Genomic DNA, 15,923 nt, shown 5'->3' with positions numbered 1-15,923 from the left:
GGGACACGACAGCGGGGCACGGCGGAGGAGCGCGCGCACAGACGGACCGGCCGTCGTATCCGCACGGGGGGATACGACGGCCGGTTCCGTGGCCTCGCGGATCGCCGGGCAGGCACCGTACGGGATCGCCGTGACGGGCGGCCTGCGCACCGGGTCGGTCAGGCGACCGGTACGGCGATACTGGCGGCGACGGCGGCGATGCGCTCACGCGGGGGCTCGAAGGCCACAGCGGCACGCAGCGGGACCAGCGACGGCCGCGGCATCGGTGTGCGGAGCACGAACCACACGACCTTGCCGCCGTCCTCGGGCAGCAGATCGGTGCCCCAGCTGTCGCTCACCGCCTCCACCATGGCCAGCCCGCGACCGGCGGTCGCCAGCGGCTCCGCGGCGGCCGGTGCCAGCTTCGGCAGCCTCGGGTCGTTGTCGGTGACGGCCACCGTGAGGCGGTCGGACGCGTGCGACAGACGCACCGAGCAGTGCTTGTCGGGCTTGGCGTGGCGGTGGACGTTCGCGAGCAGTTCGCTGATGCCGAGCGACGCCGCGTCGATCAGCGGGTCGAGACGCCAGTAGCGAAGCTGGGCGGACACGATGCGCCGGATCTGCTGGATCCGGTACGGATGCGCGTCGAGTTCGAGCGCACACTCTCTGTCGGTTTGGTCGGCTTGCATGATCACGGCTGCGACTCCCTCCGCGGCGGGGGCCGGAACACCGCGGGGCGGGTCCGGGACGTACGCCGCTCCGATGGGAACACCTGAGCGAAAATGCGTAGAGTGACTGCTACAGCACTCCGTGATGCGATTTCAGAGTCTCCCCAGGTGGCCGAATCCGCAACTTCCGGGACCGTCGCCCGCCTGCGCAAAGGCCGACGGGCCAGTGCTGGACCGCTTTCCGGTGGTTTAGACGCTTATGATCCACGGCATGGACGCGAACGATTCGGACGAGACCGGCGAGCGATCGGACGGGGCGAGCGGCGAGGGAAGAACCGCCGAGGGGGCCGGAGCGGCGGGGGCGACCGGAGTGGCCGGGGCGGGTGACCGGGCGGGCGGCCGTACCGGCACGGTGGACGTCGACCGCACTGACACCGGCTACCGCGCCTGGCTGAAGGAAGCCGTCCGCAAGGTCCAGGCCGACGCCAACCGGTCCGCCGACACCCACCTGCTGCGCTTCCCGCTGCCCGAGTCGTGGGGCATCGACCTCTACCTCAAGGACGAGTCCACCCACCCGACCGGCTCGCTCAAGCACCGCCTCGCCCGCTCGCTCTTCCTCTACGGGCTGTGCAACGGCTGGATCCGCCCCGGCAAGCCGGTCATCGAGGCGTCCAGCGGCTCAACCGCCGTGTCCGAGGCCTATTTCGCGGGTCTCATCGGCGTGCCCTTCGTCGCGGTCCTCCCGCGCACCACCGCGCACGAGAAGCAGCGGCTGATCGAATTCCACGGCGGCCGGTGTCATCTCGTGGACGACCCGCGCACGGTCTACGAGGTCTCCGCGCGGCTCGCGGCCGAGACCGGCGGTCACTACATGGACCAGTTCACGTACGCCGAGCGCGCCACCGACTGGCGCGGCAACAACAACATCGCCGAGTCGATGTTCCAGCAGCTCCGCCGTGAGCGGTACCCGGACCCGGCCTGGATCGTCGCCACCGCGGGGACCGGCGGCACCTCGGCGACCATCGCCCGCTATGTGCACTACATGCAGCACGACACGCGGATCTGCGTCGCCGACCCGGAGAACTCCTGCTTCTTCGACGGCTGGCTGACCGGTGACAAGTCCGTTTCCTGCGAGCGGGGTTCACGGATCGAGGGGATCGGACGGCCGCGCATGGAGCCGAGCTTCGTGCCCGGCGCGATCGACCGCATGATGAAGGTCCCGGACGCCGCCTCGGTCGCGGCCGTACGCGCCCTCGACACGGCCATCGGCCGCAAGGCGGGCGGTTCCACCGGCACCGGGCTGTGGAGCGCCTTCAAGATCATCGCCGAGATGGTCGCGGAGGGTCGCACCGGCAGCGTCGTCACGCTGATCTGCGATCCGGGCGACCGCTACCTCGACAAGTACTACTCCGACGCCTGGCTCGCGGCGCAGGGCCTGGACATCGCGCCGTACGCGGCGGCGATCGACGCCTTTCTGGCGGACGGCAGTCGGCCGGATTGACGCCACGTCAGATACGAGGTCGGCGCGCGGTCCGGCGCCGGACCCAGTGCCTGATCAGATCGCCGCCAGCGCGTCGATCTCCACCCGGAACGCGGGGTTGACCAGCCCGGCGACCCGTACCAGGGAACACGCGGGGAGCCTCTGCGGGGCCAGGAATTCGTCCCGCACCCGCCGGAAGGCGGCGAGGTCGGCGAGATCGGTGAGGAAGACGGTGAGCTTCACGATCCGGTCCGGCGTCGCGCCCGCGGCGGCCAGCGCCGCCACGAGATTGACGAACACCTGCCGGATCTGGGCCTCGGCGTCGTCCTCGCCGACCAGCGTGCCGTCCGCGTCGAGCGGCACCTGACCCGACACCGCGACCATGCGCCCGGTGAACGCCACCGCGTGGCTGTACCCGTTGACCGGCGGCAGCCCCTCCGGCCGCTCGTAGTGCGCGATGTCCGACTGATCCTTGTCACCCATGACGGGCATGGTGGCACAGCCGTGTGCCGGTCCCCGCACCCGCACCCGCCGCGACCTCGCGGAACGCACAGCGGACGCGGATAAACGGACCCGGATGTGACGAAACTCTGACGGAGTGCCGCCGACCCTGGCCAGCGGGCCTCCGGCGTGCTCGAATCGAGGAATGGAAGACAGCACGTCCCACCCGGTGAGGTCACCGGAACCGCTTCCGCCGGCGGCAGTCCCGCACACCCCGAAATCGCCGGACACCCCCAGAACGCCGGACACCCCCCAACCGCGGGACACCCCGGACTCGCAGGACGCTCAGGACTCCCCGGAAGGCGCGGAATCGGAAGGGCGCGGCACCCCCGTGGGTCGCCGAGTCATCCTCGGCATGCTGGGACTCGGCGCCGTCGGCGTCGGCGTGGGCAGCGCCGTCCAGGGCAAGCTCGACACGATCCTGGCGTCGGTCAGCGCCAAGGACCCCACCGGGGTGACCGGACTGCTGCCCGGCGGCGGCGGTTTCCGCTTCTACTCGGTGTCCAACTCCATCCCGCACCGGGGAGAGAACGACTACCGGCTGACCGTCGGCGGCCTCGTCGACAAGCCCGCCTCGTACCGCCTCGCCGATCTGCGGGCGCTGCCGCAGGTGCGGATGGTGCACGACGTGCAGTGCGTCACCGGCTGGCGGGTGCCGAGCACCGCATTCTCCGGGGTGCGGCTGTCCACCCTGCTCGACGCGGCGGGCGTCCAGGCCAAGGGCGGGGCGATCCGCTTCAACTGCTTCGACGGCGTCTACACCGAGAGCCTCACCATGGAGCAGGCCAGGCGGCCCGACATGCTGGTGGCGCTCACCATGAACGACAAGCCCGTCACCGACGCGCACGGCGGACCCGTACGGCTCTACGCCGCGCCCATGTACTTCTACAAGTCCGCCAAGTGGCTGTCCGGAATCACGGTCACCAAGGACGTCCAACCCGGCTACTGGGAGCACTACGGCTATGACGTGGACGGATGGGTCGGCACGTCGAACGGCCGCCATGATGACCCGACTACGTGAGGCACGGGCCGTCACCGGGCTGCGCCGCTTCACCCGCGCCGAGACCTGGGTGCACCGCTCACTGGCCTGGCTGATGGGCGTGTGCGTGTTCACCGCCGCCTGTCTGTACTTCCCGCCGCTGTCGGAGATCGTCGGCCGCAGACGGCTGGTCGTCACCGTCCACGAGTGGTCCGGCATCCTGCTCCCGGTACCGGTGATCCTGGGACTGGCCTCGCGCGCCTTCCGCCGGGACGCGAGCGGGCTCGGCCGGTTCTTCCCGCACGACTGGCGCTGGCTGCGCGCCGCGCTGCGCACCCGCAGGCGCGAGCCGAGCCTGGCGGGCAAGTTCAACGCGGGCCAGAAGCTCTTCGCGGCCTTCAGCGTCGGCGCGGTGCTGGTGATGATCGGCAGCGGGCTGATCATGTGGTTCCCCCGGATGTCCCCGCTGCTCTACCGCACCGGCGCCACCTTCGTGCACGACTGGCTGGCGCTCCTGCTGGCCGCGGGGATCACCGGACACGTGTGGTTCGCCAGCAAGGACCCCGAGGCGCGGCGCGGCCTGCGCACCGGCTACGTACCGCGCTGGTGGATCAAGGAGGAACACCCGCTGTGGCAGCCGGAATCCCCGACCGAGGGTGACGGGGAGGGGAGCGGCGGCGGCCGTGCTCCGGGGAGGACGGGGAAGACCACGGCGCGCGGGCCGCGCTGAACTCCGGTGCGCCCGCGGCCGGTTCGCGGTCGCACGTACCTTTCGCGGCAGTTCTGTTACGGGCCGGACACCGGGCGGTCGCTCCGGGGCCACCGGGGTTTCGCGGGACGCGCCTAGCGTCGCCGCATGACGACGTCTCAGGTGACGCGGCCCCCGGCGGGCGACCCGCCGGCGGTGGTGGCCGTAACGGTCAGGCAACCGGAGACGATACGCGCGCCGCGGCGCGGCCTTCGACGGGGGAAGGCCGGGCCGCGGCGGCTCGGTACCAGGGCCGTGACGGCGCTGGCGCTGCTGGCCGCGCTGTGCGCCGTCGCGGTCGCCGGGGCGATCGGCGTACGGTCGGACACCGCGGGGCTGCGGGACGCGGTGACCCAACGGGCCGCCGTGGCGGGTCAGTTGCGCTTCGCCCTGGCCGACCTGGACGCCCAGCGGGCCGACACCCTCGCACCGGGCAGATCCGCCACCGACGCACAGGTCGAGGTCGGCAACCAGCTCATCGCGCTGATCACCGCGCAGCAGCGGCGCGCCGAGATCAGCGACCTGCTGCGGCAGCTCGCCGCCGACCGCTCGCAGAGCGTCCGGGTGCGGGACCTGCTCGACGGGCTCGGCCGTTACGACGACCTCAGCGGCCGGGCCGCCTACGTGGACGAGCAGCAGCCCGACCGCACCGCGGGCCACCCGCCGCCGCGCGCCGTGGCGATGAACGTCCAGGCCGGGCAGATCATGCACGACCAGCTCCTGCCCGAGGCCACGGAGCTGTCCGCCGGGTACGAGGCGAAAGCGGCGCAGTTGGAGTCCGCGGCCCACTCGGCCGCGCTGCGCTGGGCCCTGGTCATCGGTGCCGTCGGCCTGCTGACGCTCGGCTTCCTCCTGTGGTGGCAGTGGGAACTGGCCACCGACTACCGGCGGTTGTTCAACCCGGCGCTGGTCGCGGCCACCGTCGCCGCGCTGCTCGTCACCCTCGTGGGCACTCTCGCCCTCACCTCGTCCGCCGACGCCGTGACCGCGGCCGGCCGCGAAGGGCTGCGCCCCTGGTCCCGGCTGGCCGAGGCCCGCGCCACCGCCGCGCAGGCCGCCGCGAGCGAGAGCCGCTGGTTCGTCCACGACGCCGCCTACGGGGTCGCCGACCAGCGGCAGTTCGACGGTCTGGTCAAGCGACTCGACGCACTGGTCAGCCCCGACGGATACGCCACCGCGGCCGAACGCGCCGCGTACGAGGACGTTCTCACCCGCTACGGCCACTTCCTCGCCGACGACAAGCGGCTGCGGTCACTGAAGTCGCGGGGCAGGACGGACGAGGCCGCGGTTGTCCTGACCAACGTCGGACGCGGTGACGTGGCCTTCGACTTCTGGGACTTCGCCACCACCCTGGACGCCCTCGCGGGCCGTCAGCTCGACGACTTCGACACGCACGCGAAGGCCGCCCACGACGACCTGGCGGGCTGGCCCCAGATCCCGGCGGGCGCGCTCGGCGCGGCCGGTGTGCTGGTGCTCCTCGCCGTGCGCGCACGCTTCGCCGAATACCGCTGAGCCGCTGGACGGACTGAGCCGAGGACCTGGACGGCCTGAGCCGAGTCCCTGGACGACCGGAGCCGAAGCCCTGGGCGACCGGAGCCGAAGCCCTGTACGAACTGAGCCGAGGTCCTGAACACCCTTAGCCGGGCGGTCAGTTGTCGGCCGCGCCCGTCGAGCCCTCCGGCTCCTCGGCGACCATCAGCTCCGACAGGTGCTCGGCGATCTCCGCGCGCAGCACCTCGGGAATGCCCGCGTCCGTCACGAGAGTGTCCACGTCCTCCAGCGAGGCGAAGGAACTCAGGCCCACCGTGCCCCACTTGGTGTGGTCGGCGATCACCACGACGCGGCGGGCGGACCGTACGAACTGCCGGTTGGTCTCGGCCTCCGCGAGGTTCGGCGTCGACAGGCCCGCCTCCACGGAGATGCCGTGCACGCCGAGGAAGAGCAGGTCGAAGTGGAGGGACTGGATCGCCCGGTCCGCGACAGGGCCGACCAGCGTCTCCGACGGGGTGCGCACACCACCGGTGATGACCACGGTCGCGCTCGCCTCGCCGCTGTGGGCGCCGGTCCGCCGCTGCCCCGACTGGAAGACGTCCGCGACCCGCACCGAGTTGGTGACCACGGTCAGATCCGGCACGTCCAGCAGATGGTGGGCCAGCGCGAAGGTGGTCGTGCCGCCCGCCAGCGCGATGGCGCTGCCCGGCGTGACCAGGGTCGCCGCCGCCCGCGCGATGGCCTCCTTCGCGCCCAGCTCAAGCGCCGACTTCGCCTCGAAGCCCGGCTCGTGGCTGCTGGCCTCGACGACCGGCACCGCGCCGCCGTGCACCTTCTCCACGACACCCTGCCGGGCCAGCGCGTCGAGATCGCGCCGCACCGTCATGTCGGAGACGTTCAGCCGCCGCGTCAGCTCGTTGACCCGGACACCGCCGCGCCGCCGCACCTCGTCGAGGATCAGGGCCCGCCGCTGCTCCGCGAGCAGGTTCTGGTTGTCGCTCACCCGTGACCCCGTCCCGTCCGTCTCGTTGTCCGCGATGCCGTCCACCGACGTGCTGCGGTCATCTTTCCATGAGCGGCGACATCGCGTGTACGTCAGATGACCGGACCGGTACGACTTCCGACCATCGACATCACGATTACGGCACGGCTGCCGGGCTGACGGCTGCCCGCGGGCCGGGCGGGCACCACCGGAGGGAACAGCGAGGGACGGGGGACGCAGTGTCACCACGAACGGGAGCGGGAGCGGGAGGCGGAACGGACGCGCGGGCGGCGGAAGCGGAGGCGAGAGCCGAAGCGGAACCCGAGGCGAACACCGGACCCGAAGCCGGTACGTGCGAGACGCTCGCGCTGGAACTCCTCGTCCACGGAGTCGGCGGCACCACCCCCGCCCTCATGCTCGACGACTCCCGTATCGTCTGCGTCGCGGGCGACGACATCGCCGGGATACACCGCCGCGTCCGCGACGCCGACGCCGAGGAGCACCCCGAGGAACACCGCGACGGCCCGGTGGCCGAGGCGTACTGCTGGTCCAACCTCACCTCGGGCAACGGCAGCCGCGCGCTGTGGCTGCTGCTCCTGCCGTTCATGATCGCCAACCTGGCGCACTGGATGCGCCCGCCGTCCACCCGGCACCGGCTGTGCCGCGCCTACGACGTCCTCGTCCGGCTGATCGCGCTGACCCTCACCGTGCTGCTGGTCGCCGCCGCCTGCGAAGTCGCCCTCGACATCGTCGCGTGGCAGTGCGCGGGCCGGGCCGCCTGCGCCCGCGACAAGGCGTGGCTCGGCTTCGCGGCCGTCGAGCGCGGCGGCTGGTGGAGCGAGCCCGGCCGCCGCCTCGCACTGGCCGCCACCGCACCGCTCGCCCTGACCTGCCTGCTGTGGTGGCTGTCCCACCGCACCTGGTACGCGTACGAGTCGCAGCGCCCGAACGACCGGCAGGCCCCGCCGCCCGGCTCCGGCACCCCCGCCCTCGCGCTGCCCGGATTCTGGTACGGCCGCCGGTCCGTCGCCCGGCTGCGCACCGCCCACACCGCCGCCGGCCTGCTCACCGTCGCCGCCGCCCTGTGCGTCCCGGCCCTGCGCTACGACCACGGGCACGGCGGGCGGGCGCTCCCGGCGGTCGGCTGGACGCTCGCCGGGCTGCTCGCTGTCCTCGGCACGGCGGCCGTCGTCGCCGCGTGCCGGGCCCGCCGTACCGAGAACGACGTGGACGACACCACCGACCGGCTCACCACGCGGGTCCTGCTCAACGGCACGGCGGCGGCACTGACCGCGGCCGTCGTCTACGGCGCCTGGCACCGGCCCGGCTGGACCTCCGCCGGACGGCTGCCCGCCGCCCAGACGTTCACCGTGCTCACCGTGCTCCAGGGCGCGCTGATCGCCGCGCTCGCGGTGACGGCGCTGCTCCTGCACCGCTCGCCTCCGCCGGAGTACGCGCCGACGTCCGCGACCCCTCGCGGGTCCGACGACGCGCCCGACGACGCGCCCGACGATTCACCTGACGACGACGCCCCCGACGGCCTGCCCGCCGACCGCGGGGTCGCGCTGCGCGGGCTCGCCGGGCCCGCCGTCGCGCTGCTGGCCTGCGCGATGGGCGGAGTGCTGACCGGCGGGGTGGCGCAGCGGTGCGCGGACTGGCTGGACCGGGGTCCGACGCCCGGCGAGAAGGGCAGCTCGCTGGCCGGGCCGCCCGCCGTGCTGACCTGGGAGGCGTCCGTGATCCCCGCCGTGCTCGCGGTGCTCCTGCTGTGCGCCGCCGCGGTGATGTGGCGGCTGCGGCGCCGGGAGCGGGAGCTGCGCGCGGAGGTCGAGCGGATGTACCCGGACGAGCCGCACCACAGGACCAGGACCCGGCAGATCGCCGGGACCGTCGCCCGCGCCGGGCTGACCGACAGCGCGCCGATGCTGATCGCCGTGGTGTGCGCGGCGTCGTTCGCCCTGGGCGCCGGGGCTCTCGTGGGCGCCCTGCGCTCGGGCCGCACACCGGGGGAGACCGCCGCCGGGGCGCCGGGCGTCCTCGACGCGGTCGCCGGCACCGCGCAGGCGCTCGGCTCCTGGATGGTCGGCGCCGGAGTGGTGGCACTGATCGCGCTGGGACGGCGGGCGTACCGCGACGCCTCCGCGCGCCGCACGGTCGGCATCCTGTGGGACGTCGGCACCTTCTGGCCGCGCGCCGCGCACCCCTTCGCGCCGCCCTGCTACGCCGAGCGCGCGGTGCCCGACCTGAGCTGGCGGATCCAGACCTGGACGCGGCGCACCGGCGGCCGGATCATCCTGTCCGGCCACTCGCAGGGCAGCGTCCTGGCCGCCGCCGCGGTCTGGCAGCTCGACCCGGCCACCCGCGCCCGCGTCGCCCTGCTCACCTACGGCTGTCCGCTGGCCCGGCTCTACGGCCGCTGGTTCCCCGCCCACTTCGGGCCCGGCCGGCTGCGCGCACTGCACGACGACATGCACGCCTGGCGCAATCTGTGGCGCCGCACCGACCCGATCGGCGGCCCCGTCCACCTCGGCGCCCGCTCCAACGCACAGGGCGAGCACGGCAGTTCGGCCGGGCCGTACGTCGACCGGGGTCCGCTGCTCGACCCCGTCGCGTACGGCCGCAGTCTGTACCACCCGCTGCCGGAACCGGTGCTCGGGCACTCGGACTTCCAGGCCGACCCGGCCTTCGCCGAGGAACGCACGGCGCTGCTCGCCGAGTTGGCGCGGTCAGGGCCGGAGCGGGCCGTACAGTCCGCCCCGGCGCCGACCGCGCTGCCCGCTCAGGGCAGCTCCGGCAGATCCTCCGGGTAGAGCAACTGGAGCTCCTCGTGCGTGGGTTCCTCGACCTGCGCGAGCCGTCCCGCGTGCCGCTCGACCATCGCCTCGAACGTCTGCCGGGCCGCGCGGCCGTTGCCGAACCCCGGACCCTTCGGGATCGCGGTGAAGTACTTGAGCAGCGCCTCGCCCGCGTCGTCCGCGAGTTGGTACTCCTGCTCCAGGACCTGCGACTCCACGATCCGCAGCAGCTCCTCCGCGGTGTAGTCGCCGAAGGTGATGGTCCGTGAGAAACGCGACGCCACACCGGGGTTGGAGGCGAGGAAGCGCTCCATCTCCGCGGTGTACCCGGCGACGATCACCACCACCGCGTCCCGGTGGTCCTCCATCAGCTTCACCAGCGTGTCGATCGCCTCGCGTCCGAAGTCCCGCCCGGAGTCCTCGGGGGCCAGCGCGTACGCCTCGTCGATGAACAGCACACCGCCGCGGGCCCGTTCGAACGCCTCCTGGGTACGGATCGCCGTCGACCCGATGTGCTCGCCCACCAGGTCCACCCGCGCCACCTCGACGAGATGGCCGCGCTGGAGCACACCGAGCGACGCCAGGATCTCCCCGTACAGCCGGGCCACCGTGGTCTTGCCGGTGCCGGGGGAGCCGGTGAAGACCAGGTGGCGGCGGAGCGAGGGCGCCTTCAGACCGGCCTCCTGGCGGCGGCGGCCGACCGCGATCAGGTCGATCAGCGTGCGCACCTCGCGCTTGACGCTGTCCAGGCCGACCAGCGCGTCCAGGTCGCCGAGCACGTCGTCGCTGTCCCGCGCGACCTGCTCGGGCGGCGCGGTCTCGGCCACCGGACGCTGCTCCGGAACACCGCCGAGCAGCCCGTACGACTGTGTCGCCGCGGCCTGCTGCACGGTCGCGGCGCCCGAGGGCACCGGCACCGGATCGGCCTCCGTCGCCGCCCGGTCGCTGGTGCAGTCCTCGGTGACCGGGCCCGGCTCGGCGAATTCGTAACCGCCGCGCGCGCAGCGCTCGGTACGGCAGCGGGTCAGCGTGGACCGGCAGCCGTCGATGATGTGGAAGCCGTAGCCGCGGCTGCCGGTGACCCGGACGGCGGTGAAGGTGCCGCGGCCCTCGGCCGAGACGTAGATGCCGGACTCGGCCGCGTTGGTGACCGTGCAGCGGTCGAGCGCCGGGTCGGCGCCCTTGGTGACGATCACCCCGGTCGCGGTGTCGTCGATGGTGACCTGCGCGAGCGTGCCGCCGCTGCCGTGGTCGCGGAACCAGGCGCCGGTGGCGGCCTCCCGGATCCGGCAGTCGTCGAGCTGGACGTTCGCGCCGTCGCTCACCGACACCGCGGTGTTGCGGATCTGCGAGAAGTCGGTGTCCACGACATCGGCGCGCGAGCCCCGGTCCAGGACGAAGAGCGCGTCCGGCACGTCGTGGACCCGGCAGGAATCCAGTATGGCCACGGCGCCGTCGCTCACCCAGACCGCCGGGTAGTCGCCCGTACTGTCGTGGATCTCGCACTGGTTGGCGTCCACGCGGGTGCCCGGGTCCCACACCGACAGGCCGTTGCGGCCGAAGCGGCGGACCTGGCAGCGGGTCAGCGTCAGCACCGAACGCGCCCGCAGGTCGACCGCGTTCTCCGGGATGTCGTGGATGTCGCAGTCCGCCATCGCCAGCACCCCGTCGGTGTCCAGCGAGATGCCGTCGCCGGTCGTGCGGTGCACCTGGCAGTCGGTGAAGTGCGCGGAGGCGCGCGCGGAGACCTGCACACCGCTGCCGCGGATCTCGTACACCTCGCAGCCCACCGCCTCCAGGGCGCTGCCCTCGCCGGTCACCGACAGGCCGGAGCCCGAGGTGTTGTGCACCCGGCAGCGCTCGAGGCGCGGCGCGGCCCCGCCGCGTACGGCGATCCCGCTCTGGCCCGCGGCGACCACCTCGCACTCCTCGAACAGCCCGCCCGCGGCGTCCAGCACGCTGATCCCGAGGCCGCCCGGATTGTCCACCGTGCACTGCCGCACCGTGGGCCGGGCGCCGTCGCGCACCTCAAGGCCCACGGCGGAACGGGTGTTGATCCGCAGGCCCGTCAGCTCGGGCGCGCACGCCTCGACGAGCAGCGCGGCGGCCGAGATGTCCTGGCCCTCGACCACGAGGTCCTGGACGGTCGCGGCGGCCCGTACGGTCAGCGCCACGCCCGAGGCCGGGGCGATCCGTACCGTCCCGGCGCCGTCGGCGCAGCGCAGTGTCACCGCGCGGTCCAGCACCAGATTCTCCCGGTAGGTGCCTGAACTCACCGAGAGGATGTCACCGTCCGCCGCCGCTTCGACCGCGGCGGCCAGGGACTCGTACTCGCCCGTGCGGCGGCGCCACCGCGAGCTGTTCGGATTGGTCACCTGGACCACGCCATGTGCCATCGGGCTGCTGTGCCCCCACCTCTTGCATCTGCTGACCGGGGACCCACCGTAGCGTGCGTGGAAGGCGGCTGTTGACGAACACCGGTCCGCCCGCGGTCCCGCCCGGTCGTCGCGCCGCTCAGCCGCCCGCTCCCGCGCGGCCCCAGTCCTGGCCGACGCGGGCCCAGTCCCGCTCCCAGCTCGTCAGCCGGCGGCTCATCAGCCGCCACATCACCAACTGCCGTACGATCATCAGGAATCCGGCGGCGGACGTCGCGGCCGCGGTGCCCGCCAGCACGGAGTGCGTGGCGGCGGTGGCCGAATCCAGCGGTGGCGCGACCAGTTCGCCCGAGCGGTCCGTCCACAGCCAGATACCGCCCTTGCGCCAGACCTCGATGTCGCCGGGCACCGTCGCGCTGTAGACGGATTCGCCGTCCGGGGACTTCCAGCGCAGCAGATCGCCGCGGCGCGGATCGGCGGTGCCGACCTTGTCGGCGACCACGGGCGTCGTCGTGTCCGGCGGATCCAGCACGGTGGCGGGGACCAGCCGCCGCTGCGCGTTCTCGGTGCGCACCACCCGCTGGAGGGCCCGGTCCACCGAACTGCCCGCCCACCAGCCGAGCGCGGGGGTCGCGCAGAGCAGCACCACGGTGGCCACGCCGAGCCATGCCTCGACGAGATCGGAGCGGCGCCGCAGCGGATTGCGCCGCCACCGCCAGCCGAACTTCCTGAGCCGTGTGCGGTGACGCTGCCGACTCTGGCGATTCATGGACGGACCCCCTTCACACCCGTTCAACTACCGCAAACGGCGCGACTCATGCGTGTGGATCCGCGGGGGTCGCGGGAGCGCCGCGGCGACGCGTTACTCCACGATGGTCAACGGGTCGCCGACCCGTAGGGTTCCGGGGTTCTCGGGGATCAGATTCTGGCCGAAAACAAGACTCGAACCGATCCTGCGGTACTTGCCGAGGGTGTGCAGCGGCTCCTTGCCGCGCCCGGCGCTGCCCTGGTCGGTGGTGGTGATCACGCACCGCCCGCAGGGTTTGGGGACGCGGAAGGTGACCTCGCCGATCCGTACCCGCCGCCAGTCGTCCTCGGCCCACGCCTCGGTGCCGTCCACGACCGCGTTCGGCCTGAAGCGGTTCATCGGCAGCGGGCCCTCCTCGGCCCGCTCGCCCTGCGCGATCAGCGAGTTGAGGGCGGCGAGCGAGGCGGTCGTGGTCACCAGCAGCGGAAAGCCGTCGGCGAGGCTGACCATGTCGCCCGGCGCGGAGAAATCGGGGTCGACCGGCCGCCGGACCGCGGGGTCGTCCATGTGCATCAGCCGCACCGGGCGGCCGAGATACCCGCTGAACCAGTCGTCGGCCGCCTGCCCCGCGGGCACGACCTCGATCTTGTGGGCGAAGAGCGTCACCGTCTCCAGCGGACCCGGTTCAGGCACGGCGACATCGAGCGGCGGCAGCCCGGGACCGGTCAGCCGCAGACCGCCACCCCCCACGGGTTCGGCGGCCAGCAGCGCCATACGCGGCTGTTCCCGCTGTGTCACGGCCTTGCCCCGCTCGCGGTCGACCAGCATCCAACGGCGGTCAGCGGTGAGCCCCCACGGCTCCACGACCGCCGTCCGCATGCTGATTCCACGCAGCGACTTGACCGGGTAGATGTGCAGCGCGCTGAGGACGGTCGAGGTCATACCGCCATCCTGCCAGCACGCGCGCCGGGCCGATCGGCCCGGGAGGTACCTGATCAGCCCTGGTAGTAACCGCCTCCGGCGGCCGGGGGAACACCCTGGCCGAGATTGCGCCGCGGATACTGCTCCTCCGGGTGGCCGCCGGGCGCCTGCCGCGGCGGTACGGGACGCGGCGGCACCGGCCGCGCGGCCTCGTAGCCGGAGGGGGAGGGCTGCGGCGGCTGCGCCGGGTACCCGCCGCCGTTGCTGTAACCGTTGCCGGTGCCCGTACCGTTGGAGCCGCCGCCGTTGAAAGCGCCGCCGTTGCCGCCGTTGAAGGCGTTCCCGTTGAAGCCGCCGCGCGGGGCGGCGGTCTGCTGCGGGATGTACGGCGCGGGCGGCGGCTGGTACGCGGGCGTCGGGTAGCCGTTCTGCGCGGCGGGCTGCGGCTGGGTGTACTGCGGCGAGGGGGCCGACGGCCCCGACGGCAGAGCCGGGAGGGCGGGCAGCGCGGGAAGGTTGCTGCCGGGGTAGCCGCTGTATCCGGTGCCTGTCTCGTACGGGGTGTAGGACGGCACGCGGATGGGGGCGATCTGCGGTGTGCCTCGCTCGGCCACGAGGCTGTCGTAGATCGGGGTGTCCGGGAAGGACGAGGACGAGGGGTAGTAGCCGCTGTAGCCGCCACCATAAGAACCGCGGGGGGAGCTCATGAGCCATAAGTTAAGCCCACGATGTGGTCGTTGGGGAGACCGATTAGCGGGTTGTTTGTGCTGCGTGTTGCGCGGTCCTGTCCCCAATATGAGCGAATCCGGGGAAAACGGTCAGCGTCTCATGATGTGATCAGGTAAAAGCCGTGCGTCCTTGGTGTTACCGGGCGTCTCGGCGCACGTGCGAGGGGGCATCCGATGACGCTGCGCAAGGGCGAGAACATGCCGCTGCCCACGGCGGTCCTCCAGGTGGAGTTCACCAGGCGGGCGGGTACGGGCATCCCGCGCGCCGACGTCTGCGCGCTGCTCGTGGCGGACACCGGGGCCCGCGATGCGGACGATCTGGTGCACGCCGCCGCACCCGTGCACCCCTCCGGCGCGGTGCGCTACGCGGCTGGTGGAACGCCGGATCCGGACCCGGCCGCAGGCACGGTCACTGACACTCTTTCGGTTGACCTCGCGTCCGTCGAAACGGCCGTCACCTCCGTGCTGATCGTCGCCCGCTCCGACGGCGGCACCTTCGGCCGGATCCCCGGACTGCGGCTGCGCGTCACCGACGGGGGAGCGGAGGTCGCGCGCTTCGACTGCGAGGGGGCCACGGCGGAGACGGCGTACGTCCTCGGCGAGTGTTACCGGCGCGGCGGCGGCTGGAAATTCCGGGCGGTCGGGCAGGGGTACGGCTCCGGGCTCGCGGGGCTGGGCGCCGCGTACGGGCTGCGGGCGGATCAACTGCCGGAGCGGCTGCCGGAGGTGGTGCCAGAGCCCGAACCCGAGCCCGTACCTGAGCCCATGTCCGAGCCTCTGCCCGAGGCGACGCGTGCCGTCGCTCCGGAGCCGACCGTTGTCGTACCCGTCGCACCACCCGCCCCGATGGCGCCGCCCGTTCCGGCTTCGGCACCCGCGCCGGTACGGCTGTCCAAGGTCACGCTCACCAAGGACGCGCCGGCGGTCTCGCTCACCAAACAGGGCGGCGCGACGGGCGCGTTGCGGGTCAATCTGAGCTGGCGGGTCGACCCGGCCCGCGGCGGCGGGCGGTTCCGCAAGGGCGGCGGCGTCGACCTCGACCTGTGCGCGCTCTTCGAACTCTCCGACGGCAGCAAGGGTGTGGTGCAGGCCCTCGGCAACGCCTTCGGCTCGCTCTACCAGCCGCCGTTCATCCTGCTCGACGGCGACGACCGCACCGGCGGCAGCGCGTCCGGCGAGAATCTGACCGTCAACCTCGACCACACCGCCCACTTCCGGCGGATCCTCGTCTTCGTCACGATCTACGAAGGCGCCCGCAGCTTCGCGGGACTGCACGCCACCGTCACGCTCCAGCCGCAGTACGGCGCCCCGGTCGACTTCGTCCTCGACGAGTGCACCGTGCAGTCCAACGTCTGCGCCCTCGCGCTGCTGGTCCGCGAGGGCGACGACCTCGTCGTACGGCGCGAGGCGCGCTATCTGGTGCCCAGGCGCGGCGTGAGCCCGCAGCGCACGACGGACTACGCGTACGGCTGGGGCCTGAACTGGACGCCGGGCCGCAAGTGAGGCGTGGCTGAAGGGACTTGGTGCG

The 15,923-nt window shown here is 72.9% G+C and carries 13 protein-coding genes; 6 read left to right on the top strand and 7 right to left on the bottom strand.

The window, feature by feature from the left end; all coding sequences use genetic code 11:
- Positions 1-158: 158 nt before the first annotated feature.
- Positions 159-668, bottom strand: coding sequence for an ATP-binding protein (locus ACIOC1_RS31930; protein ID WP_391050183.1), 510 nt, complete (start codon positions 666-668; stop codon positions 159-161).
- 250 nt (positions 669-918) lie between these two features.
- On the opposite strand from ACIOC1_RS31930, the gene ACIOC1_RS31925 reads away from it, so the two are divergent.
- Entirely contained in the window at positions 919-2,148 is a 1,230-nt protein-coding gene (locus ACIOC1_RS31925; protein ID WP_401857573.1) for a PLP-dependent cysteine synthase family protein, read from the top strand.
- A 54-nt stretch (positions 2,149-2,202) separates the two neighbouring features.
- Here the strand turns inward: ACIOC1_RS31925 and ACIOC1_RS31920 are convergent, their stop codons facing one another.
- On the bottom strand, positions 2,203-2,610 hold the full coding sequence (locus ACIOC1_RS31920; RefSeq protein WP_401857571.1) for a RidA family protein: 408 nt from the start codon (positions 2,608-2,610) through the stop codon (positions 2,203-2,205).
- Between the two features lie 349 nt (positions 2,611-2,959).
- On the opposite strand from ACIOC1_RS31920, the gene ACIOC1_RS31915 reads away from it, so the two are divergent.
- The 3 genes from ACIOC1_RS31915 (at position 2,960) to ACIOC1_RS31905 (ending at position 5,867) form a co-directional block, all read left to right on the top strand.
- Positions 2,960-3,649, top strand: a complete 690-nt coding sequence (locus ACIOC1_RS31915) for a molybdopterin-dependent oxidoreductase (RefSeq protein ID WP_391164131.1) — start codon at positions 2,960-2,962, stop codon at positions 3,647-3,649.
- The gene (locus ACIOC1_RS31910) at positions 3,630-4,337 is read left to right on the top strand and encodes a cytochrome b/b6 domain-containing protein (RefSeq protein ID WP_401857568.1); all 708 of its coding nucleotides are present in this window, start codon (positions 3,630-3,632) and stop codon (positions 4,335-4,337) included. The genes ACIOC1_RS31915 and ACIOC1_RS31910 overlap by 20 nt, the downstream gene beginning before the upstream one ends.
- Positions 4,338-4,463: 126 nt before the next feature.
- On the top strand, positions 4,464-5,867 hold the full coding sequence (locus tag ACIOC1_RS31905) for a hypothetical protein (RefSeq protein ID WP_401857565.1): 1,404 nt from the start codon (positions 4,464-4,466) through the stop codon (positions 5,865-5,867).
- A 136-nt stretch (positions 5,868-6,003) separates the two neighbouring features.
- Here ACIOC1_RS31905 and ACIOC1_RS31900 read toward each other — a convergent pair whose 3' ends face one another.
- Positions 6,004-6,849 (bottom strand): DeoR/GlpR family DNA-binding transcription regulator, encoded by an 846-nt coding sequence (locus tag ACIOC1_RS31900; protein WP_188286022.1) that lies wholly within the window; start codon positions 6,847-6,849, stop codon positions 6,004-6,006.
- Between the two features lie 218 nt (positions 6,850-7,067).
- Here ACIOC1_RS31900 and ACIOC1_RS31895 point away from each other — a divergent pair, with 218 nt between their 5' ends.
- Positions 7,068-9,638, top strand: a complete 2,571-nt coding sequence (locus ACIOC1_RS31895; RefSeq protein WP_401857562.1) for a hypothetical protein — start codon at positions 7,068-7,070, stop codon at positions 9,636-9,638.
- Here ACIOC1_RS31895 and ACIOC1_RS31890 read toward each other — a convergent pair.
- The 4 genes from ACIOC1_RS31890 to ACIOC1_RS31875 form a co-directional block, all read right to left on the bottom strand.
- The gene (locus ACIOC1_RS31890) at positions 9,608-12,019 is read right to left on the bottom strand and encodes a right-handed parallel beta-helix repeat-containing protein (RefSeq protein ID WP_355343896.1); all 2,412 of its coding nucleotides are present in this window, start codon (positions 12,017-12,019) and stop codon (positions 9,608-9,610) included. The genes ACIOC1_RS31895 and ACIOC1_RS31890 overlap by 31 nt on opposite strands.
- 118 nt (positions 12,020-12,137) lie before the next feature.
- A complete protein-coding gene (locus ACIOC1_RS31885) occupies positions 12,138-12,767 on the bottom strand; it encodes a hypothetical protein (RefSeq protein WP_355343899.1) in 630 nt (209 codons plus the stop codon).
- A 93-nt stretch (positions 12,768-12,860) separates the two neighbouring features.
- On the bottom strand, positions 12,861-13,688 hold the full coding sequence (locus tag ACIOC1_RS31880) for an MOSC N-terminal beta barrel domain-containing protein (protein ID WP_355343902.1): 828 nt from the start codon (positions 13,686-13,688) through the stop codon (positions 12,861-12,863).
- 53 nt (positions 13,689-13,741) lie between these two features.
- Positions 13,742-14,374 (bottom strand): DUF6643 family protein, encoded by a 633-nt coding sequence (locus ACIOC1_RS31875; RefSeq protein ID WP_355343905.1) that lies wholly within the window; start codon positions 14,372-14,374, stop codon positions 13,742-13,744.
- 195 nt (positions 14,375-14,569) lie between these two features.
- Between ACIOC1_RS31875 and ACIOC1_RS31870 the strand changes: the two genes are divergently transcribed.
- On the top strand, positions 14,570-15,898 hold the full coding sequence (locus ACIOC1_RS31870; protein ID WP_401857557.1) for a TerD family protein: 1,329 nt from the start codon (positions 14,570-14,572) through the stop codon (positions 15,896-15,898).
- Positions 15,899-15,923: the final 25 nt, after the last annotated feature.

This window comes from Streptomyces sp. NPDC088197 (genome assembly GCF_044741185.1).
Lineage (GTDB): Bacteria > Actinomycetota > Actinomycetes > Streptomycetales > Streptomycetaceae > Actinacidiphila.
This window is presented reverse-complemented; position numbering and strand designations above follow the sequence as displayed.